Raw genomic sequence first — 20,930 nt, forward strand, 5'->3', positions numbered from 1 at the left:
TTAGCAGGTTGCAATCCTAATCAGTCAGCGTTCCCAAAGTAGCTACCATCACGGCTTTAATGGTGTGCATCCGGTTTTCTGCTTGGTCAAACACTACTGAACGTTCCCCACAGAAAACCTCATCGGTAACTTCCAGAGCCTCAAGACCTGTTTTTTGGTAGATGTCTTCCCCCACGGTGGTGGCACGGTCATGGAAAGCGGGTAGGCAGTGCAAGAATTTTGCCTGCGGCCCCGCCGCCTCCATTAGCTGCGCATTCACCTGATAGGGCAATAGCAGCTTAATCCGCTCATCCCAGACTTCTTTCGGCTCTCCCATCGAAACCCAAACATCGGTATACAAGAAGTCGGCATCTTTAACCCCGGCTGCCGGATCATCGGTATGGGTGATTTTAGCGCCGGTTTGAGCCGCAATTTCATGGGCTTTATCTATCCAGCACTGTTCATTCCACAGCGGCTTAGGCCCGATAATCCGCACGTCCATGCCCATCATCGCCCCGGAAATCAGCAGCGAATTCGACATATTATTGCGGGCATCCCCCAGGTAGGCAAAAGAAATATCACGCAAGTCTCGCCCGGAATGCTCCATCATAGTGAGCTGGTCACAAAGCATTTGGGTAGGATGCCACTCATCAGTGAGACCGTTCCAAACCGGCACCCCCGATAGGCGCGCCAAAGTTTCTACGTCCTCCTGGCGGCGTCCTCGAAACTCAATCCCGTCATAGAAACGTCCCAGTACTTGCGCGGTGTCTGCCATAGATTCCTTATGCCCAATTTGGGAAGCCACCGGGTCTAGGAAAGTTACATGCGCGCCCTGGTCGTAAGCAGCTACTTCAAAAGAGCACCGCGTGCGAGTAGAAGTTTTTTCAAAAATCAGGGCGATATTTTTCCCTTTTAGATAAGGCTGCTCGCTTCCTGCATGTTTGGCTGCTTTTAGCTCCGCCGCCAAATCCAGCAAGTACCGCCACTCCTCGGCGGTAAAATCAAGTTCTTTTAGAAAATGGCGACCAGATAGTAATGCCACAGTTTAACCTTTCTATTTATTTCTTTCCCCTGCCTTACTGGGGGTTAAAGCTAATTATCAATGGCTTGACGCTCGAGGGGACAAGTCATGCACCGCGGTCCCCCGCGTCCGCGTCCGAGCTCCGCACTGGGCACTTCCAATACCTTTATCCCTTGTGAACGCAAATACTCTATAGTTTGCCAGTTGCGATCATAGGAAGTGACCACATTCTCGCTCAATGACAGCAGATTACAGGCATCGTTCCATTGTCCGCGTTCAGCTCCACTATCAGATTGGGGAGTCTGCAAAATATTTACCGATGATACTCCACTGGCCTGGGCTAAGACCTGATGCATCTCCTCTGCGGGATATTCCCGCCAGGAGATTTTCTCGCCCTGTCCGCGACGGGCAATAACGCTCGGCAACATCCCCAGTTTCTTGTACTTATAAAAAGTATCTCGATTAACCATAGTTAGCACCGTGTCCAGGTGCATTTGCGCGCGTTCCATCGGCATTAGCAGCCCGGTAACCATTTCTATTGACGAGGACGGATCCAGCAATAGCCGGGAAGCTAAACGCTCGAAGCCTGCGGGACTGGTGCGCTCGCCCATTCCGACCAGCACCGAGGTGGGAGACAGGATTTCCACATCCCCACCTTCGCTGGAGGCTGGGCTATCGGCTATCCCCGCGCCATACTGGGTGAGATTATCGCTAAAATCTGGGTGGAAATGATAGACGGCCTGTAGATTTAGGGTTTCGCGGCGGCGGGCAGTTTTTTTCATGGCCGAGAGCATGACTCCCTTGCCGATCCAGGCAGAAGTATCCCGAGTGAACAGGTGATTAGGGAGCGGCCCCAAAACAAAATCTTCCCGGTCGACTCGCGCCAAGACTGCGGAAAATAATGACCCTAGTTCGGCCTCGATTTCTGCGCGAGTCAGCCCGCTAATCAAGATTTGAGCTAGCTTTTGACTATCCTGCGCGGCCAGATATTCTCTGAGCGGCTCGCTAAGCGCCACCCCAAAATACCGATCATCAATAGTCTGTTCCAATAGCGATTTTCGTGCTGGCTCCAAGTCTAAAGTCTGGGCTAAGAGATCTTGCAGATACACGACCTCGGCACCTTGGGAAGCAAGCGTAGCGCTAAAGGTATCGTGATCTTCGTGAGCTTTTTCTAGCCACAAAATATCGTCGAAGAGTAGTTCCTCGCGATTAGAGGGAGTCAGGCGGTCAATTTCTCTCCCGGGGCGGTGTACCAATACTTTTTCTAGTTTCCCGACCTCAGACCAGACTCCACGCACCATGGATTTCCCCTTGCTAGATTATCTGCAAGCCTATTTTATCCCATTAAACGTTGAAGCCGAGAGCGCGCAGCTGCTCGCGTCCTTCCTCGGTAATCCGATCCGGTCCCCACGGGGGCATCCACACCCAGTTAATTTGGACGCGGCTAGCCATTGAGCCCAAAACCCATTGGGTTTGTTCTTCCAACATATCGGTAAGCGGACAGGCTGCGGAAGTCAGTGTCATCTCGACGATTACTGTCCCGTCGGTTTGAATCTCTACCCCGTAAATCAATCCCAAATCTACAATATTAATCCCGAGTTCCGGGTCGATTACATCTTTTAAGGCTTCCAGTACGTCCTCTTCAGTGGGCAGCGCCCCCGCAGGAGGAACCGCGACAGACTCTCCGCCAGACCTCGGATTTTCACTTGGATTCACAGGAGTAGATTCTGCAGACTGGTCTGCGCGGTTAGCTGCTGGCAGATTGTCTGCACCCCCGTGTTCGGCGTGCTGATGTACTTTAGATGGCTGATAGGGGCCGGCATTTTCATTACCGGCTGCCACTTCTTGAAAGCGCTGCGGCACCTCAGCGGTATTTTCCCAAGGACGTTCTTCACTCATTTTCTTGCCTCGCTTGCGTTTTGGCTATTGATTCTCTCAGTGCCATCCAGCCTAAAAGGGCGCATTTGACCCGGTTCGGAAACTTTGAGGTTCCCTGTAGGCTGGCAGCATCTTCCAGAGGATCTAGTATTTCGTCAGGCACTTCTTGCCCGCGCGAATGCATCATTTGATCAAAGTCTTTCCAAAGCTGCTCGATTTCAGCAAGAGATTTCCCTGCCACTAGGTCATTCATCATTGACAGGGAGGCTTGAGAGATCGAACAGCCCTGCCCCTGCCAGGCAAGACCGGATAAAGTATCCCCCTCTAAAGCCACCTCTAAAGTCACCTCATCCCCGCAAGTAGGATTAACTTGGTGGGACGAGGTATCCGAAGGTTCTACCTGACCACTGCCGTGCTTTTCGGCGGCGTGATCCATAATCACCTGCTGATAAAGCTGGTCAAGAGCCGAAACCATTACTTCCCCCTTAAAAAGAAACTACGCACTACTTCTAGACCCGCGATTAAGCGGTCAATATCTTCGCGGGAAGAAGTCAGGGATAGCGAGGCTCGACAAGAGGCTCGCAAACCATAGTGGGCGTGCAACGGGAGGGCGCAATGATGACCCACCCGAATTGCTACGTCCTCGGCATCTAGGACTTGACCTACGTCATGGGGATGAATCCCCGCGAAATCGAAAGCCGCCAGCCCGACCCGTTCCCGGTAATCAGCCGGCCCTAAAAGCCGCAGACCTTTTACGGTGGCTAACCCTTCCAGGAGGTACTGGGTCAAAGCCAATTCGTGGCTACGAATCCGCTCCATTCCCACTTCCTGTAAGTAATCGAGCGCCACCGCCCAGGCATGAATCTGGGCTACCGGTTGCGAGCCCGCCTCGAAACGCTCCGGGACAGGTTGGAAAGTGGTTTTGTCCATGGTCACGTCAGCGATCATGGAACCGCCTGCCAAGAAAGGCGGCAATTGGTCTAGCAATTCTCGGCGACCATAGAGGGCACCAATACCGGTAGGCCCCGCCATTTTATGCCCGGAAAAGCAAGCGAAATCCACTTCTAGGGCTTTAACATCTAGTGGCATATGGGCACTGGACTGACAGGTATCTAACACTACCCACGCCCCCACCGCGTGAGCTGCCTGGATAATCGGCGTTATATCTGTGATCGCTCCTGAAACGTTTGAGGCATGAGTTACCGCCACCACCTTGGTATTGGCAGTAATCGCGTCCAGAGTCTCCAGATCAATCCGCCCTTGCGGATCTAAATCCAGATAGGCGAACTCGCATCCGGTGCGTTGGCTCAGCAATTGCCAGGGCACCAGGTTGGCGTGATGTTCCGCCCGGGTAGTAACTACCCGATCGCCCTCACCCACCAGGGGTGCCCCGCCGGTGATCCCGGGATTAGACAGGGCGTAGGCCAGCAGATTTAGCGCTTCGGTGGCATTCTTGGTCCACACGATTTCATCCGGGGAAGCCCCCACAAAACCAGCCAGTTTTAAGCGCGCGTCCTCGAAATACTGGCTAGATTCATCGGCCAGCAGATGGGTACCGCGATGGACTGCCCCATTCGAGTTTTCGTAGAAAGAGCTTTCGGCCTGAATAACGGAACGCGGTTTTTGCGAGGTCGCCGCCGCATCTAAATACACGATCGGTTTTCCTCCTCGCCCCCGGCGAGAAAGAATCGGAAAATCGGCGCGCAGGCGCGTCAGTTCCCTATCGGTAAATGGCGAATCCATTAGCTTTTTCCTCTCAGAAACCAGCAGGTATTGCTACAAAAAAGGGAGATTACAGGTAGGAGTCGTACCCTTCCACTTCCAGTTTGTCAGCCAGTTCGCTGCCTCCGGAATCTACAATCTTTCCATCGGCGAATACGTGTACGAAGTCCGGTTTAATGTAGTTCAAGATCCGCGAATAGTGGGTGATTACCAGCAGGCCGCAACCTAGTTTTTCATGGGCATGATTAACTCCGGCAGACACGGTGCGCAAAGCATCAATATCCAGGCCAGAGTCAGTTTCATCCAAAATGGCGAACTTGGGGTGCAAAATCTGCATCTGCAAGATCTCTAGCCGCTTCTTTTCCCCGCCCGAAAATCCCGCGTTGAGGTCGCGGTTAGCGAACTGGGGGTCTACCCGCAGGTCTTCCATGGCTTCTTTAAGCTCTTTTACCCAGGTGCGCACCGGCGGAGCTTGACCATCAACCGCGGTGCGGGCAGTACGCAAGAAGTTAGAGACGGTGACGCCGGGAACCTCTACCGGGTATTGCATCGCCAGGAACAAGCCGGCACGCGCCCGATCATCCGGGGAAGATTCCAGGATATTTACCCCGTCCAGGAGAACTTCTCCGCCCTCGATATGGTAACCGGGGTGACCGGCGATCGAATAGGACAGAGTAGATTTACCCGAACCATTCGGTCCCATGATCGCGTGCTTTTCCCCCGAATTCACCGTTAGGGAAGCACCCTTAAGAATATGTTTTATCCCTTCGGGAGTTTCTACCGAAACTTTCAGGTCTTTAACTTCTAGTTTCCCCATTTATTCTTTTCCTTTACTGCGGCTGCAGGCGTCAACATAAACCGCCTGTCCTTTAATTTCAAGCTGATAACAGTTAACTGGCTCGGTGGCCGGCATAGTCGGCTGTCCGGTGTTGAGATCAAACTGGGCACCGTGACCCCAGCATTCGATCGCGCATCCTTCTACGTCGCCCTCGTCTAAAGCTACGTCTCCGTGAGTGCAGAGGGCATCGATGGCATGCCAGCCGCCATCTTCATCGCGCACCACTGCGATCGGGATCTTTTTTCCCCGCGCGTCAGTTACTTCGGCGCGCAGAGCCTGCGCGGGACCGAGAGCGCTGAGGTCGCAAACTTTTTCGAGGCTCATAGCGGATCCGGCCCTTTTTCTAACCGGGAGTCAACCGCCTCTAAGAGACGCTCTTCAATCTTCTCGATTCCAATTTGGCGAATGACTTCCGCGAAGAATCCATGCACCACCATTTTGCGGGCAATATCTTCCGGAATCCCTCGAGATAGCAGGTAGAACAGTTGCTCTTCGTCAAAACGTCCGGTTGCCGAAGCATGTCCTGCCCCCGCAATCTCACCGTTTTCAATCTCTAGGTTAGGTACCGAATCGGCTTTGGCGCCCTGGTTTAACACCAGGTTGCGGTTTTGTTCATAGGAATCAGTGTTGAAGGCTTTCTTACCAATCAGCACGTCCCCAATCCAAACCGCGTGTGCCTGCTGACCTTGCAATGCTCCTTTATAGTGCACATCAGAGCGGCAGTTTTCGGCGCTGTGGTTGACGAATAGACGATGTTCTTGATGCTGTTCAGTGTCAGTGAAGTAGACACCGAAGAGTTCAACTTCCCCGCCTGGTTTATCTAGTTCGATATCGGGGCAAATCCGCACCAGGTCGCCGCCCAGGGTAATCGCAATATGCTTTAGCTTGGCATCTTTTTCGACGCTCATGCGGTGGTTACTGGCGTGAACTGCCGTTCTATCCCATTCTTGAATAGAAACAAATTCTAGCTGCGCTCCGGATTCGACATCAATCTCTATCCCCTGATTCAGCTGGGCCTCCCCAGTGTGCTCCAGGATAACCAGGGCTTTCGCATCCGGTTTCACATCGATGCAGATATGTTGAGCTGCCGGCTGCTGGTTTTCCCCGATCACTTTAATCCGTACCGGCTCGGTCAATTCTTCCGAGATTACTACGTTTACCAGGTCGCGGTGATTGTTCCACTCCACCACGGCAGCGCGGTCTCCGGGCGCTCCCACTTTTCCGTGGATATCACTGTCAGCAGCTATTTCCACATAGGAGGACGCGCCCAGCTCTACCCGCTTAGTTCCGCTCACCACCTGCCCGGCAACTTCAACTCGGGGAGCCTCCCCCTCTAAAGTATCCGCGAGCAGCATTTTGATCCGTTCGAGGGGGGTGAATCGCCAATCTTCCTCGCGTCCGGTAGGCAGAGGGATATCGGCGAGGTGGAACGAGGTGGGACGATCCGCCCTTGAGGGAGCCGCGACTACTTTATGGCCTGTCTGCTTTTCCATTTCGGCCATTACCCCACCGATCCTTCCATTTGTAGTTCAATCAGGCGATTAAGTTCGAGAGCGTATTCCATCGGCAGCTCCCGTGCGATCGGCTCGATAAAGCCGCGCACAATCATCGCCATGGCTTCCGTTTCGCTAAGTCCCCGACTCATCAGATAAAAGAGTTGGTCGGCACTAACTTTAGAAACCGTAGCCTCATGCCCCATCTCTACATCATCGGTCTGAATGTCGACGTAAGGATAGGTATCCGTACGGGAAATCTGGTCGACTAGCAGCGCATCGCACACCACCGAGGCTTTGGAGTGTTTAGCCTCCGGCGCGATCTGTACCAGACCGCGGTAGGAGGAACGACCCCCATTACGCGAAATGGACTTAGAAACGATCGAGGAGGAGGTATTAGGCGCCAGGTGCAGCATTTTCGCCCCGGTGTCCTGGTTTTGCCCTTCTCCCGAGAAAGCCACTGACAGTGCTTCCCCCCGAGCGTTTTTACCGGTCAAGTAAACCGAGGGGTACTTCATATTAGTTTTTGACCCCATATTGCCATCGACCCATTCCATAGTGGCGCCCTCTTCACAGATCGCGCGCTGGGTTACCAGGTTATAGACGTTAGTAGACCAGTTCTGAATAGTGGTGTAGCGCACCCGCGCATCTTTGAGGCAGAAAATCTCCACAATTGCCGAGTGTAGAGAATCCGATTTATAAATCGGCGCGGTGCAACCTTCTACATAGTGAACGTAAGAGCCCTCGTCAGCGATGATTAGGGTGCGTTCAAACTGTCCCATGTTCTCGGTATTGATCCGGAAATAGGCTTGTAGGGGAATCTCTACGTGCACCCCTTTGGGTACGTAAATGAAAGATCCCCCCGACCACACGGCGGTATTGAGAGCAGCAAACTTGTTATCGCCGGCAGGGACTGCTTTACCGAAGAAACGTTTAAACAGGTCCTCGTGTTTGCGCAGCGCGGTGTCAGTATCTAAAAACACCACCCCTTGTTTTTCCAAGTCACCCCGGATTTGGTTGTAGACCACTTCCGATTCATATTGCGCGGCCACCCCGGAAACTAGGCTTTCGCGTTCGGCCTCGGGAATCCCCAGCCGGTCATAGGTTTTCTTGATGTCCTCAGGCAGGTCTTCCCAAGAGTCAGCCACCCGGTCGGTGGAACGCACGAAATATTTAATCTGATCCATATCCAGATCTGATAAATCCGGCCCCCAGTTGGGCATCGGTTTGCGCTCGAAAATCTGCAGTGCCTTCAAGCGACGCTTTAGCATCCATTCGGGCTCGTTCTTCTCTGCAGAAATAAAGCGCACTACGCCCTCATCAAGGCCTCGCCGAGCGCTTTGCCCCGCTGCATCCGAGTCGTGCCATCCATACTCATACTGAGTGCCAATCGAGTCGATTACCTGCTGGTCAGCAGCCTCTTTTTCCTCTTTTGTGGCAATCACCGGCGGTGATGATGTCATTTGTGTTTTTATCCCTCTTTTGTTGTTTCTTCCTGCCCTAGTCTGCCACGTTCACCGGTTTACGGAGAATTTGGGGGGTAGGTAACGCTACCGGCACCGAGGTGGTGCACACATGCTCCCCATCCGCCAAAGTCGCCAACCGTTGGACATGCACGTCAAGAAGACGTGAAAAAGCTTGAGTTTCCGCTTCACAAAGTTGCGGGAATTCGCCGGCTACTTCCTGTACCGGGCAATTTCCCTGGCAAAGCTGTACTGCAAAACCGCCATTGCCCACCTCTCGCACAGTAGCGGCATATCCATCGGCAGTTAAAGCATCGGCGAGCGCGCGCGCCCGAGCCCGCGGATCTACCCCAGCCTCTTTAATCAAGGGAGCATAGCGCCTTTCAATATCGCGAGAATGGGCCGCGGCGAAAGTATCAATCCCATCTGACCCCGCCAACTGTTCTATGAACCCTAAGGCGCGACTGGCCAGTTTGGAGTAGTCTTCGCTGAGCCCTTCGCGTCCTTTTCCGGTCGCCACATAGTGCCGAGCCGGCCTGCCTCGCCCCCGCTTGGTGTGGCCGCAGGTCTCATAAACTGCGATCATCTGCGCAGACTCTAAAGCGGTAATGTGACGACGCACCGCTGCAGTTGTCAGATCTAAAATCTTTGCCAGATGGGCTGCGGTGACCGGCCCTTTTTCGACAATTAAGTCTAAAACTGTTTGCCGGGTCGGTTCCGTTTCGCTCACGCTTCCCTCCTTGCCAATAGACTTTAAACAGTTTAACGCATTTTAGAAACACGTGTCTTGCAAAAATAACTAGTGTTAGACAAGTGTGGCATGGGAAACAAGCAAGCTAGATGTAAACGCGAGAAATAATGCGTCTTGCCCAGGAAAGTTAGCAGTTTTCCGCTTGTTCGCGTTTAGCGGATTTCTCCGGTTAGCCGGGGATATTTAGGGGATCTGGGTGGAAGGGCGCGTCTGCTTCTCGCAAGCCTCCCCACCCCTGACGCAACGCCGCGATCACCGCCAAGATAGAGGCCATTGCTGACGGGTTGTGCAAGCTGCCGGAAAATAGGGCTTCCCGCGCCTGTTCCAAAGAAAACCAGGCAGTTTTCATATCCCGTTCTTCCTCGCAGGCTTCAAAAGGCTTACCGGTGGCCTCACAAATCCCTCTTGCCAGGAATACCCGCAGATGCTCACTACTTCCCCCCGGGGAAGTGAAAAAATCTACTAGTACCCGCCAATTTTCCGCCTTAAGATTGGCCTCTTCCCAGAGTTCGCGTTTAGCTGCGCTCACCCGATCTTCCCCGGCATGATCCAACAGACCCGCCGGAACTTCCCAGAGGAAAGCGCGCACCGGATGCCGGTATTGACGAACTAATAAAATCTCCCAATCGGCGATCTCTCGTGAGGACGGATCCGCGCCGACTACCGGACGCACCGCCGCAATCGCCACTGCTCCGGGGTGGGCGAGATAGTCACGCTTGGCAGCAGGCTCATCGGCGTGCAGCTGCACCTTATCGGTTACAAAATCAAAAACATTTCCCTGGTAGATCAATTGATGATCTTCTACTGGGTAGTTAAAAGCCTCATCGCGCAATTCCATGCTGGTCCCCTTGCTCACAATCTAGATCCTAGCTATTCCCCGCTTGAATTATCTGAGTTAGCTCCGTCCTCAAAATCTGAAGATCCCGTTCCCAGGGCAGAACCTTGTTTTCGTTTTTGTAGCTGCGGGATCAGCAGCGGACTCATTATTAGCGCGCTGCTCAGCGTCGCAATCGCGGCGGCCACAAAAGTTCCTATGACCCCCGGCCATAGCGTCATCAACCATCCGGATAGCCACCAACCGGCAGCCGCCGCCAGCAGTGCCATTAGGAAGGCTTTCAAAGCTGCCGCCCCCACGCCGCTAACTGCTTGCCTGCCTGCTAACTGCCGCAAACCGATTATTAGCCCTACAGCTCCCAGAGTCATACCAACCGATTGCGCCAACCCCAGAGCTAGCAAGATTCCATTTGCCCGGTTAGAAACTATTTCGGGGAGGGTGGCTCCCAATCCCCAGGAAAGTACCGCCACCGTTAGCCAACCGGCAGAGGAGGCCACCACCGCTTGACGCGCCCCTCCCAGGGCATAAAGCACCCGGGAAACGTGATAGACCAGCCCATAGCCCACGATTCCCGGCGCCATCGCTACTAGCGCCCATATCATCCCTGGCACCGGATTGATGCGGGTGAAAATGTCGGTCACCGGGCGCGCCAGGGTGACCAGCAACGCTGATCCGAACAACCCCACGATAGTGACTAAACGGGTAGACGCAGCACATTCGGGATTGAAAGCTGCTTTTCCACCCTGATGTAAAAGTGAAGATAGCCGCGGAAACATCGCGGTCGCGATCGGTACCGCTAATACCGCGTAGGGAAGCATATAGACCGATTGGGAATATTGATAAATCGGCAAAGACCCTTCCGCACCATAGGTACGAGTCACCAAAATAATCACCAGCACGGAGATCTGCTGGGCGATTAGAGAGCCTACTCCCGCGCCCGCTAGCCGCATCGCTTTTCGTCCTCGTCCCTGCCCTAAATGCAAAGTGGGACGCCAGCGAATACCCAGGCGGTAGATAGGGATGAACAGGGGCAGGCTCATAGCCGCTACCCCCGCGGTAGTCCCCCAGCCCAGGACCAAGATAGCGTTATGAGCCACTTTCGCAGGATCAGAAACCGAGGGAGTCAGATAACCAAAAACTGCATAGGTACTGATAACTACCAGGGAGTTAAGCAGCGGCCCTAGGGCGGGCAATAAAAACTTTTCGTGCGCCTGCAAAATACCCGTACCCACGACGCACAATCCATAAAGCGGCACTTGTAGCGCGAACATTTGCAAAAACACGCTGATCAAATGGGCTTGCAGCTGCGGGTCAACCCCCTGGGGACACGGCATTACCTGCCCTATCCAAGGTGCCAGTAAAAACACCGCCAACCCTACCGGAGTAAGCAATACTAAAGCCCAAGTAATCAGGGCTGACGATACCCGCTGTACATCTTTATGCATCCGGTCTGCTATGGGGCCGGCCAAGATGGGGATGGTGACGCCTGCGAGCGCTCCCCCGGCAACCACTTCAAACAAAACGGTCGGTAACTGGTTGGCGGTGGAGTAGGCGTTCGCGAAGGCGCCGGTACCCACCCAAGCTGACTGGGTGAGCCAGCGACCAAAACCAAAAATTCGCGACAGTAAGGTGAGGACGGAGATCAGCCCCACTGCCGAAGCTAGAGCGGGTAGCTGCTTCTTTGCCCGGGGCTTCTTCACCGCCGACGTCCTAGTTGGTCAACAGTGCGCAGGCCCGGAGTATCCGCAATTACCTGCGAAAATGAGATCTTTTCACTAGCGGCAGTAAGGGTTACTATCCCAAGGACGCCGATAATCTTCCCGCCGGTGCCAGTCTTTTGCGCCCAAGCTGAGCCCAGCAATGCCCCCAGGGCATTGGCACCGGTATCCCCCAGCATTTCTCGCTCCCCTAAGTCAGCAGGTAAAGCTAGCGCACTGGCGGCTAGGGCTCCGCCCGCTAAAGGAGTCGCCGTCCCATTTCCGGGAATCAATGGTAAAGCTGCCAAGGCTCCCACTTTCAAGCAGCGTCCCGGGCGCAGGTCGAATAGGTTCGCCAAGTTAGCGCTGCCAGCAATCAGCATGGTGTCCAGTACCCAGGTTCCTAGCCCGGTTCCCCGTGAACGCCCGATTCCCAGCGCTCCCAGGGCGGCACCGGTTCCGATCCCCACTATTTTCAGGGCTCCGGTAGTAACTTTTCCTTGCGAAAGCGCGTGTAAGTGCCCATGGAAACCCTTGGGTACCGTCGGTTTTTCCTTTTTTGTTTCCGTGGTTTCGGGGGAAGATCCCGAAACGGTTGACTGCGACGCAACCGCAGTGTCCGCGTCCTGAACGGGAAGTTCCGCGCGAGTATCATCCAAATAGCCTAGGACAGCTCCGGCAGCTACCGGGAGCACCGTTCCTACTCGCGCGGCGCGATCACCCGCTAGCGAAGCTCCACTTGCCAAGCAGGCAGCGGCAACTTTTATCCCTCCCGTAAGCGAGACCGTTCGCCCCTGGAAATTTTGCCGTTGATAGCGCCGGGAAACCTGGGGGGACAGGTGGTGCAGCAAGTATTTTCTTGCTAAGAAAAATCCGGCTCCGGCAGATAGAACTCCCCCGATTGCGCGTGCCACTACTGTCCCTCCGGAGAAGCCTGTGGAATTGGGGGAATAAGCTGGGTAGCGTAATGCTCGGTACCGTAGGCCTGATTATTTCCAGCTTCATCAGCTAACAGAGCAAAGGGGGTGGACACATTACTCATCACTGACCCGATGGCATCAACGGTGGTCATCTCGAGCTTTTCGGCACGAATCTGCGCTAAATAGTCACCTTCGTTCTTGGCGCTGCCGACCACAGCCGTCCCTTTAGGCAGAGCCAGATTGATCCCCTTCACGAACTCTAAATCTGGTTTAAGTACTGGAGCCTGCCCCTCTTTTTCATTACTAACCGGAGTAACGACCACTATCAATTGCGCCGGATCAGTAACTGCAGAAGCGGAAACTAAGGGGGTATCTCCCGCCGAAAGGTTTGTTACCAGAGATTGCATTTCTTTATCAGTACTGGTCAGACCCGTCCCTAAAGCGGTTGCTAATACTTGTTGGCTAGAAACTTTCGCGTCGACTTTATCTCCCAGTTTGCTGGCTAGAGTTGAGGCTAAGTTATCCCGATAGGATTGGGAATCTTCATTGAACCACGAATCCTTCAAGGTAACCGTGTTGGTGACAGCGGCACCCGCGATCTTTAGCTGCCCGTTTATGCCGTTCACGGCCTCATCCGTTACCCCGGGCATTCTCACTACCGCTACCTTCTTGCCAGTCATAGTGCCCGGAGTTACCTTGCGAGCTAAAACCCCGATATATTCATTGGAGTTATTTGCCTGTTTGACCAAATCTTCATTGGCTTCCCGCAGCTCCGCTTGCTGCTTCGATAGCGCCGTGACTTGCCCAGATAGGGTATCGGAGATTTTGCCCTGTAAGGGTCCAGCCCCCAGCACCACCCCCATAGTGAGCGCGACCAGCACGGCCATCAACGATACTAAGTGATAGCGAAAATCAATCATTTCTCTCCTGCCTTGGTTAGCCCTTTAGTGAGGGAGCAACCCCGAATAGTTGACGGAAAAAGTCAATCAGATCATTCAAATAAATACCGGCAATCCCATAGAAAGTCTGCCCCACGGGGGTAACTGCTAGCGAAATTGCTACTGCCCCCACCCCGACTAGGGCGAGCAGTACAGTCTGCCAAGTAGATACCCGCGGCTGGTAGAGCTGCGACACTCCTTTCGCATCTACCAGTTTTGACCCCACTCGCAAGCGGGTTAGGAAAGTAGAGGCCATTCCGGAACGTCCTTTATCCAAGAATTCCACCAAAGTCGCATGGGTTCCCAACGCCACGATCATTTCCGCACCTTTATCGTCGGCCAGCAGCATGGCGACGTCCTCGGAGGTGCCGGTCGCGGGGAAAAGTACGTGAGGGATTCCCTCCTTTTTCAACCGTTCCGTGCCGGGAGCTTTACCATTGCGATAGGCATGCACCACAATTTCCGCTCCACATCGTAGTGCCTGGTCAGAGACAGAATCCATATCTCCAATAATCATATCTGGGGTATATCCCTGTTCCAGGATGGCGTCGGCTCCTCCATCTACCCCCACTAGCACCGGTTTATATTCACGAATATAGGGTCGCAAAGAACGTAAGTCTTCTTGATAATGGTAGCCGCGCACCACGATCAAGGCATGTTTACCTGCGAACTTTGTTTTAACTTTAGGAACCCCTACCCCATCGAGAAGGAGATCGCGTTCCCGGCGCAAATACTCCATGGTATTAGCGGCGAAAGCTTCTATCTGGGTGGAGACTCCTTTGCGTGCCTCTTCTAGGTCGATAGCGATAGTTCCCGGAGTCTGCAACACTCCCTCGGCCAGCAACTCGCCCTTTTGGTAGACCGCGTTGCCTTCTATAGTGACGGTGCTACCTTCTTTCAGGTTCATAATCCCGCTACCCAGATCATCGATCAAGGTAATCCCGGCATCGACAATAATAGAAGGCCCCATATTGGGGTAACGCCCAGTAGTTGACTTAGCGGCGTTAAGCACCGCGCTAGGTGCCGCTGCTACCAGGGTCTCTGCGGCAATCCGGTCAATATCCGCATGATTAATAACCGCGATTTCACCGGCTTGGAGCCGCTGGGTCAGATGCTTGGTCTTCTTATCTACCCGCACCCGGCAGCTGGAGGCTGGTTCTGCTGCTTTCGTTTTGCTCCGTCTAAAAAGTCCCACGGGTTAACATTACCCCACGCTACAGGCGTTAATCAGCTCCCGAGCGTGGTCTAGGGCAGATTTCGAGTCCGCTTTACCGGCCAGCATCCGCGCAATTTCACGTTCTCGCTCACTACCTGCGACTTCTCTGACCTGGGCAGTATCATGGTTTTTCGACACTACCAGTTGTTTATCTGCCCAAGCCGCTACTTGTGGGAGATGCGTTACCACTATCACTTGCGCATGTTTTGCCAACCTAGCCAGGCGTTGCCCCACCGCAAGCGCAGTCGCCCCACCAATCCCGGCGTCAACTTCATCAAAAATAAAAGTTGGAGTCCCTTTAGCTAGAGACTTTGCAGCCAAGGTGACTTCCAAAGCCAACATGATCCGGGAGAGTTCCCCCCCGGAAGCTCCTTGCCCCAAGGGACGAATTTTCGCTTTCCTGCCCGCCCGCAATCCAAAAGTCACCTGGTCAAAGCCATGAGAGTTGGGTTCAGGTAGCGCTGCTAACTCAATATCGAATCCGGCATCCGGCATCTGTAGGGCAGCGAGCTCTCCCGAAACTTCCTTTTGCAAACTTTTTGCGAGGGCGAGACGCGCACGAGATATTTTCTTTCCCAACGTTTGTAGCTGAGAGGCGGTTTTGATCAGTTCTTCTTCCAGCAAAGTACCCTGGTTTTGCGGCCCGGACAGCTTAATAATTCTTGCTCTCGCCGTATCTGCCCAGGTTAACCAGCTATCTAAATCTTTAGCCCAAGGACGATAGGCATGCCGTAACTCTGCCAGACGACTCTGGGACTGATCTAACTGCGCAGGATCCGCCTCCAAAGTAGAAAGATAGGCTCCGGCCTCAGCGGAGATATCTAGAATGATTGAGGAGGCATCCCGGAGGCCGCGAGCTAACTCGGATAGTTCTTCATCGCTTTGGGCACCCTTTTCTAAAGCTTGGATAGCCGCACTCACTAGGGAGGCTGCCCCGCCGGCAGTGTCAACGCTATCCCCACCGAGATAGTTATAGGCAGCCTGAGCCGCTTCCCGGAGTTCTTCTACATTCCCCAGTCGCTCAATTTTACGGAGCAGTTCGTCTTCTTCTCCCGGCTCCGGTTGCAGTTTTTCCTGCAGCTCCACGCCTTCTTTTAGGCGAGACACTTCTATTTCTCGGGTTTGTCGCTGGTTTTCCCACTGTTCTAACTGGGTTTGTAAATCCCGCCACGCCGCATAAGTGGCTCCAAATTCACTAACCATTTCTTGATGCGCCGCATCCCCATAAGAATCTAGTAAAGCTAGCTGCCGTGCCCCGCTACGTAATCTGAGCTGTTCAGCCTGTCCATGTACTGTAACCAGTTCGCTTCCGATCTGAGATAGCACTCCGCTGGGAATAGTGCGTCCGCCGCCGTGACACCGCGAACGTCCGCGGGCAGGAACCTTGCGAGCTAAAATAATCTCTCCGTCCTCCACTAACCCGCCGGCCTCGGTAAGTACCAGCGCTGCCGTCGAGGAGCTATCGGAAACAAAAATTCCCTCTACCGCCAGTTCTTTTTCTCCATAACGCACCAGGGCAGGGTCAGCCTTTTTGCCGAGCAGCAAACCAATAGAAGATAAAACCATGGTCTTACCCGCTCCGGTCTCCCCGGTAAGCGCCGTAAAACCGGGGGAAAAGTTAAGTTCCGCTTGCGGAATTACCCCCAAATTATTGATAGTAAGCTGGTCAATCATTATTTATCCCAGCGAACGCCAGCCTTTAACTGGCAATTGGAATTTATGAACCAGGCGTCCGGAGAAAGGCGTATCCAAAATCTGAGCCAACATTACTGGAGCTTTGCCTTTGGTAGCACGCATGGAGGATGCTGGCGGTACTTCATGACAACGCAAACCATCCAGCCAAAGCTGCATGGGCGTGCGCTGATCCGGCAGTACTGAGATTTCCATAGTGGATTCGGGGGATACTACCAAGGGACGGGTAAATAAACCGTGCGCCCCTAGGGGAGAAACCACTACTGCCTCTACGTCTGGCCAAACAATGGGACCGCCTGCGGAAAAGCTGTAGGCGGTAGAACCGGAGGGAGTAGCCACAATCAAGCCATCGGCACCATAGGTGGTAATGCCGCGTTGATCAATCCCTAAACCTAGGTGAGAAGGGTGGGCGCGATCAGTAGATAAAATTGCCGCCTCGTTAAGTGCCCAATCGGTTATTTCCCTGCCATCTGGCAAAGTAACCGTCACATCCACGGTCATTCGTGACTGTACGGTATAGGAACCGGCCACAATATGATCAATAACTTCGGAAATTCGATCGGGCTCTACCTCGGTCAAAAACCCGGTATGCCCCAGATTAATTCCGATTAGCGGTACCGCTTGGGCACGGGCGTAGCGAGCCGCTCCTAGTAAGGTGCCGTCTCCGCCCAGGGCGATTACGATTTCCACGGCGCCGGAATAAGTTTCATCTACCGGGGTTATCCCGTGACTGCGTAACTCTTGGGCAATATTATCAGCGGTTTTTTCCAGATCAGGGCGCGAAAGGTGCCGGATTACCATCACGTGCCGCTCACCCATGTGCTTCTCCCTCTTTTTGGTCTACTTTTCCGTTTTTTCTTGCCCCGCGGGACCGTTCGCAATCGCGCAGCGTACCAACTCCCGTGTTTCTTCGTCGGGGGGCATAGCTGCTCCCCGCCCCAGGTATACAAAGTACTCTACATTTCCTGCCGGCCCGGGTAACGGCGAAGCCGCCACCTGTTTTAATCCTAACCCGTTTTCCTTCGCTGCCGCGATCACTGCGAGGACCGTGTGGAAATGATCCGCAGGGTCACGAACCACCCCTCCGGCTCCCAAGTCTTCTCGACCGATTTCAAATTGAGGTTTGACCATCAGCAGGTATTCCGCATCTGCGGTAGAGGCTCTAACCAGGGCCGGTATCACTAGCTTTAGGGAGATAAAAGACAAATCCCCCACTATTAACTGCGCGGGTTCCCCAATTTCTTGCGGATCCAGATAACGGATATTGGTACGATCATGCACTTCCACCCGCGGGTCTTGCTGCAGGCTCCAACGCAGCTGCCCATAACCCACATCTACCGCGATTACGCTTTGCGCTCCCCGCCGCAGTAACACATCGGTGAACCCGCCGGTAGATGCCCCGGCATCCAGACAACGTTTACCTTTAATAACCGGGGCGTCCTTTCCCAAAATATCGAGGGCGCCGGCCAGCTTGTAGCCACCGCGAGAAGCATATTCCTCATCCGGGCTGTCAGCTACTACCACCGCTTGGGCAGGATCAATCTGGGAAGCCGGCTTAGGCATGATCCGCCCATCCACGCTCACTCGGCCAGCAGTGATGAGCCGAGCCGCGTGGGCACGGGAAGTTGCCAAGTGTCGACGTACCAGTTCGCGATCTAGTCGCCGCAGCCTGCCCACGATTATTTTCTTTCTATCTGGGCGTTTAGAGAATCCAAAGCGGCAGATAACTTATTAGCCACCGTCTCCAGATCACTTAAGGTAACCTGCGGATAGATATTCGTGCCTTCAGTCGGCCAACTGTTTAAAAGTTGGTCGATATCGGATTTGCGAGCTGCCAGCTCCAGATCCTCGGGAGCGTTAGAAAGGCTACTGTTCATGCTCACTGTCAACCTCACCAGGCAGCAGTAGCTCTAGCTGCAGGTCTTCCCCGTCCGCTTCCTCATCGCTGCTAGCTACCGCTGCTGCCTCAGCTACTTCCGCAGTTTCCTCCACTGCTGCCGGTGCCGGTTCGCTCGCAGCTGTGTCCGCTTCCGTTGCTTGCTCCGCAGATTCTGGTGCTACTTCTTCCTGCGGATCAGCTTCAGCTTCCGCGGAGGAGGAACCCGAATTTTCGGTGTCCGCTTCGGGAGAAGTTACAGGTTCTTCCGCTACCGAAGGATCGTCCTCTTCAGAGGCATTAGGTTCCGAGGTTTCGACCTCGCGCACTACCTCGATATCAGGCAAATGGACGAAAACTCCCTGGTCACGCGCATCCCACACGGCAGCTACTAATGCCCGATAATCCTCCAAGCTGAGGACGGCGCCGTTATCAACCGGTTCCTCTTCTCGCATTACCCGCCCGTCTTCGGCCACCATAAAACCGGCAGATTCTCCGCTAGTCCAAGCCCCGGTGGGTTGATGCACAGGCCCGGGATGCACTCGGTTTAGGTCAGTAAGATCCAAGCCTAGATAGGAGGGACGGCGGTCGGGATAGGCTAATGCCACGGCTTTGGCATCAGAAACCCCGGTGAGAACGTGGAAACTGAGCATATCGGCCGCAACTGCTCCCGCAATATCAGTATCAAGACGATCTCCTACCACCAATGGTTTACTGCCGCCCGCATGAGACGCGGCTTTCCGATAAATCCCGGCAAAAGGTTTTCCACCGGCGAACGGTTTTTGTCCCGTGGCATGTTCTACTGCTGCCACCAAGGAACCGTTTCCTAGCGCGAAACCCTTTTCGGTGGGCAAAGTGGCATCCAGGTTGGTAGCCATAAACAGAGCTCCCGCGTTAATCGCGTAGGCAGCCTCGGAAAGCTGCGCCCAGCCCACCTCAGCTCCATAGCCTTGGATTACCGCTACCGGCTGGTCGCTGGCATTGCTAACTACCTCAAATCCGGCTTCCGCCACGGTATCGCGCAGTGCCTGCGTGCCGATCACCAACACTTTGGAGGCGGGTTCGATTTTCTGGGTGAGAATCTCTACCGCATCCATGGCCGCCGTCATTACTTCTTCCGCGGCGGCAGCAATCTGATGCCCCTGCAGCTTTTCCGCCACCTGCTGCGGGGTACGGGAGGCGTTATTGGTTACGAACTGGAACTTTATACCGGTTTCCCGAGCGGCTGCTAAACCGGCAGCCGCATTGGGAATATCGCGGGTGCCGGCATAGCAAACCCCATCTAAATCGATGAGGAGCACATCGGCGGTCTCCACTAGAGGTTTACGACTACCGTGTAGGTCAGAGGGCACGTAGGGGTTATCAGCCTCGAGCACTTCTTCCAGATCTACAATGGCCACCGTATCGGGAACCTCTGGGGTTTGCTCGGCAACTTCCTCGGCTTCTTCTTCTCTTCCCATCTCGCGCAAAAGATCGGCCTTGTAGGAAAGAATTCGTGCCAGCAGTACTGGCTCTTCCAGTTGTTGTTTTTCTAAGAACCGGTTAAGCACCAGGAGGGCTGCATCGGACTCCCCTAGGTCGTGACGCGCTCCCGCCTGCACTATCACTAGTTCTACCAGGTCAGAAAGACTATAAGCTGATGTGTCGGTTTCGGAAATAATCTCTAGAGCTTTCTCGGGTTTACCCAGTCCGCGTTCGCAATCTGCTTCAATAGCCCGCAAACTGTCAGTCCCATCTAAGCGGCGCGCCGCACGTACTTCCCGTAGCGCTTCACTGTACTTGCCACTGGCATAGGCCGCCAGCGCGCAGGCTTCCCGCACCGTTCCGATGCGACCTGCCCGGCTAACTGCCGCCTTGGCATGCAAATAGGCTTCTTCAGCATCTACATCTAGCAGTGACCCTGCCATCACCAGATGGCGCGCTACTTTTTCGGCATTGTCCGGATCTAGCGAAGATAAGGCTGTCCGAGATTCTCTATCAAGGTCAGAAGCTTTTACTGCCGGAGGAATCTGCGGTTCGTTATCATGGCGCCATTCTTTGGCACGGTAGCGGGAATCACGCACCCCGAAAGAATGCTTTCCTGAGCGAGGTGCCTGCGCTTGCCGCTCCCGGCGTTCATCTCGGCGATTATCCCGACGGTTATCACGATCAAAGCGCTTGCCACCCCGGTTGAAGCCGCGGCGGGAACCTGCCTCATTTCGCTCTCCCCCGCGATAGGAGGAGCGCCCGGAACGCTCGCCAAACCCGCGAGATTCCCCGCGGTCATCACGATAGTTGCGGCGTCCTCCCCGGTTATCGTCTCGGTCTGCCCGGTAGGAGCCGTCCTCACCCCGGTAAGAGCCACGACGATCATTACGATCATTTCGAGGATTACGCCCGCGTCGATCTTGCCATCTACCGCCCCGACGGTTGTCCTTACGGTAGCCGCCCTCGGAGTTTGAGCGCCGGCGGTAACCGTCACGATCACCCTGCCGCTCCCCTGAAGAATCTGAGTAGTTGCGTTGATTACCGGAACCTTGCCCGCCGCCGGCTTGTGAACGCCGCTTGCGCCATTGGGGTTCGCGTCCGCCACTTTGCTGATTAAAATTACTCAACTCTAGATCCTTATCTT

20 protein-coding genes are annotated in these 20,930 nt (G+C 54.3%); all 20 read right to left on the reverse strand.

Going from position 1 to position 20,930, the window contains the following annotated elements:
* Positions 1 to 16: 16 nt before the first annotated feature.
* Positions 17 to 1,021, reverse strand: a complete 1,005-nt coding sequence (gene argF / locus F605_RS0100525) for an ornithine carbamoyltransferase (protein ID WP_022863959.1) — start codon at positions 1,019 to 1,021, stop codon at positions 17 to 19.
* Positions 1,022 to 1,071: 50 nt separating this feature from the next.
* Positions 1,072 to 2,301: an arginine deiminase gene (locus F605_RS0100530; protein WP_022863960.1), complete on the reverse strand. Its 1,230-nt coding sequence runs from the start codon at positions 2,299 to 2,301 to the stop codon at positions 1,072 to 1,074.
* A 43-nt stretch (positions 2,302 to 2,344) separates the two neighbouring features.
* Positions 2,345 to 2,761 carry a metal-sulfur cluster assembly factor gene (locus F605_RS11205; protein WP_394356198.1) on the reverse strand — a complete coding sequence of 139 codons (417 nt, stop codon included), beginning with the start codon at positions 2,759 to 2,761 and terminating at the stop codon, positions 2,345 to 2,347.
* A gap of 130 nt (positions 2,762 to 2,891) precedes the next feature.
* A complete protein-coding gene (gene sufU, locus F605_RS0100540; protein ID WP_022863962.1) occupies positions 2,892 to 3,353 on the reverse strand; it encodes a Fe-S cluster assembly sulfur transfer protein SufU in 462 nt (153 codons plus the stop codon).
* Positions 3,353 to 4,621, reverse strand: coding sequence for a SufS family cysteine desulfurase (locus F605_RS0100545; RefSeq protein ID WP_022863963.1), 1,269 nt, complete (start codon positions 4,619 to 4,621; stop codon positions 3,353 to 3,355). The genes sufU and F605_RS0100545 overlap by 1 nt, the downstream gene beginning before the upstream one ends.
* Before the next feature lie 49 nt (positions 4,622 to 4,670).
* Positions 4,671 to 5,417: a Fe-S cluster assembly ATPase SufC gene (sufC, locus tag F605_RS0100550; protein ID WP_022863964.1), complete on the reverse strand. Its 747-nt coding sequence runs from the start codon at positions 5,415 to 5,417 to the stop codon at positions 4,671 to 4,673.
* The gene (locus F605_RS11380; protein ID WP_022863965.1) at positions 5,418 to 5,762 is read right to left on the reverse strand and encodes a non-heme iron oxygenase ferredoxin subunit; all 345 of its coding nucleotides are present in this window, start codon (positions 5,760 to 5,762) and stop codon (positions 5,418 to 5,420) included.
* The gene (sufD, locus tag F605_RS0100560; protein WP_022863966.1) at positions 5,759 to 6,940 is read right to left on the reverse strand and encodes a Fe-S cluster assembly protein SufD; all 1,182 of its coding nucleotides are present in this window, start codon (positions 6,938 to 6,940) and stop codon (positions 5,759 to 5,761) included. The genes F605_RS11380 and sufD overlap by 4 nt, the downstream gene beginning before the upstream one ends.
* On the reverse strand, positions 6,940 to 8,394 hold the full coding sequence (gene sufB, locus F605_RS0100565; protein WP_022863967.1) for a Fe-S cluster assembly protein SufB: 1,455 nt from the start codon (positions 8,392 to 8,394) through the stop codon (positions 6,940 to 6,942). The genes sufD and sufB overlap by 1 nt, the downstream gene beginning before the upstream one ends.
* Positions 8,395 to 8,431: 37 nt before the next feature.
* A complete protein-coding gene (locus F605_RS0100570) occupies positions 8,432 to 9,124 on the reverse strand; it encodes a helix-turn-helix transcriptional regulator (RefSeq protein ID WP_022863968.1) in 693 nt (230 codons plus the stop codon).
* Positions 9,125 to 9,314: 190 nt separating this feature from the next.
* A complete protein-coding gene (locus F605_RS0100575) occupies positions 9,315 to 9,983 on the reverse strand; it encodes an NUDIX domain-containing protein (protein WP_022863969.1) in 669 nt (222 codons plus the stop codon).
* Between the two features lie 32 nt (positions 9,984 to 10,015).
* Positions 10,016 to 11,680, reverse strand: a complete 1,665-nt coding sequence (gene murJ, locus F605_RS09000) for a murein biosynthesis integral membrane protein MurJ (protein WP_022863970.1) — start codon at positions 11,678 to 11,680, stop codon at positions 10,016 to 10,018.
* Complete coding sequence (locus tag F605_RS0100585) at positions 11,677 to 12,591, reverse strand: hypothetical protein (RefSeq protein WP_022863971.1); 915 nt, start codon at positions 12,589 to 12,591, stop codon at positions 11,677 to 11,679. Before F605_RS0100585 ends, murJ begins: the two co-directional genes overlap by 4 nt.
* Positions 12,591 to 13,517: a copper transporter gene (locus tag F605_RS0100590; RefSeq protein WP_022863972.1), complete on the reverse strand. Its 927-nt coding sequence runs from the start codon at positions 13,515 to 13,517 to the stop codon at positions 12,591 to 12,593. The genes F605_RS0100585 and F605_RS0100590 overlap by 1 nt, the downstream gene beginning before the upstream one ends.
* A 16-nt stretch (positions 13,518 to 13,533) precedes the next feature.
* The gene (steA, locus tag F605_RS0100595) at positions 13,534 to 14,730 is read right to left on the reverse strand and encodes a putative cytokinetic ring protein SteA (protein ID WP_027723470.1); all 1,197 of its coding nucleotides are present in this window, start codon (positions 14,728 to 14,730) and stop codon (positions 13,534 to 13,536) included.
* A gap of 9 nt (positions 14,731 to 14,739) precedes the next feature.
* A complete protein-coding gene (recN, locus tag F605_RS0100600) occupies positions 14,740 to 16,425 on the reverse strand; it encodes a DNA repair protein RecN (RefSeq protein WP_022863974.1) in 1,686 nt (561 codons plus the stop codon).
* A 3-nt stretch (positions 16,426 to 16,428) separates the two neighbouring features.
* Entirely contained in the window at positions 16,429 to 17,262 is an 834-nt protein-coding gene (locus F605_RS0100605) for an NAD kinase (protein WP_022863975.1), read from the reverse strand.
* A 21-nt stretch (positions 17,263 to 17,283) separates the two neighbouring features.
* Complete coding sequence (locus tag F605_RS0100610) at positions 17,284 to 18,120, reverse strand: TlyA family RNA methyltransferase (protein ID WP_022863976.1); 837 nt, start codon at positions 18,118 to 18,120, stop codon at positions 17,284 to 17,286.
* Positions 18,121 to 18,122: 2 nt separating this feature from the next.
* Complete coding sequence (locus F605_RS0100615; protein WP_022863977.1) at positions 18,123 to 18,320, reverse strand: hypothetical protein; 198 nt, start codon at positions 18,318 to 18,320, stop codon at positions 18,123 to 18,125.
* A complete protein-coding gene (locus F605_RS09005) occupies positions 18,310 to 20,913 on the reverse strand; it encodes an HAD-IIA family hydrolase (protein ID WP_244865144.1) in 2,604 nt (867 codons plus the stop codon). The genes F605_RS0100615 and F605_RS09005 overlap by 11 nt, the downstream gene beginning before the upstream one ends.
* Between the last annotated feature and the right edge of the window lie 17 nt (positions 20,914 to 20,930).

The sequence above is a fragment of the Varibaculum cambriense DSM 15806 genome, from assembly GCF_000420065.1.
In the GTDB taxonomy this organism is placed as follows: Bacteria; Actinomycetota; Actinomycetes; order Actinomycetales; family Actinomycetaceae; genus Varibaculum; species Varibaculum cambriense.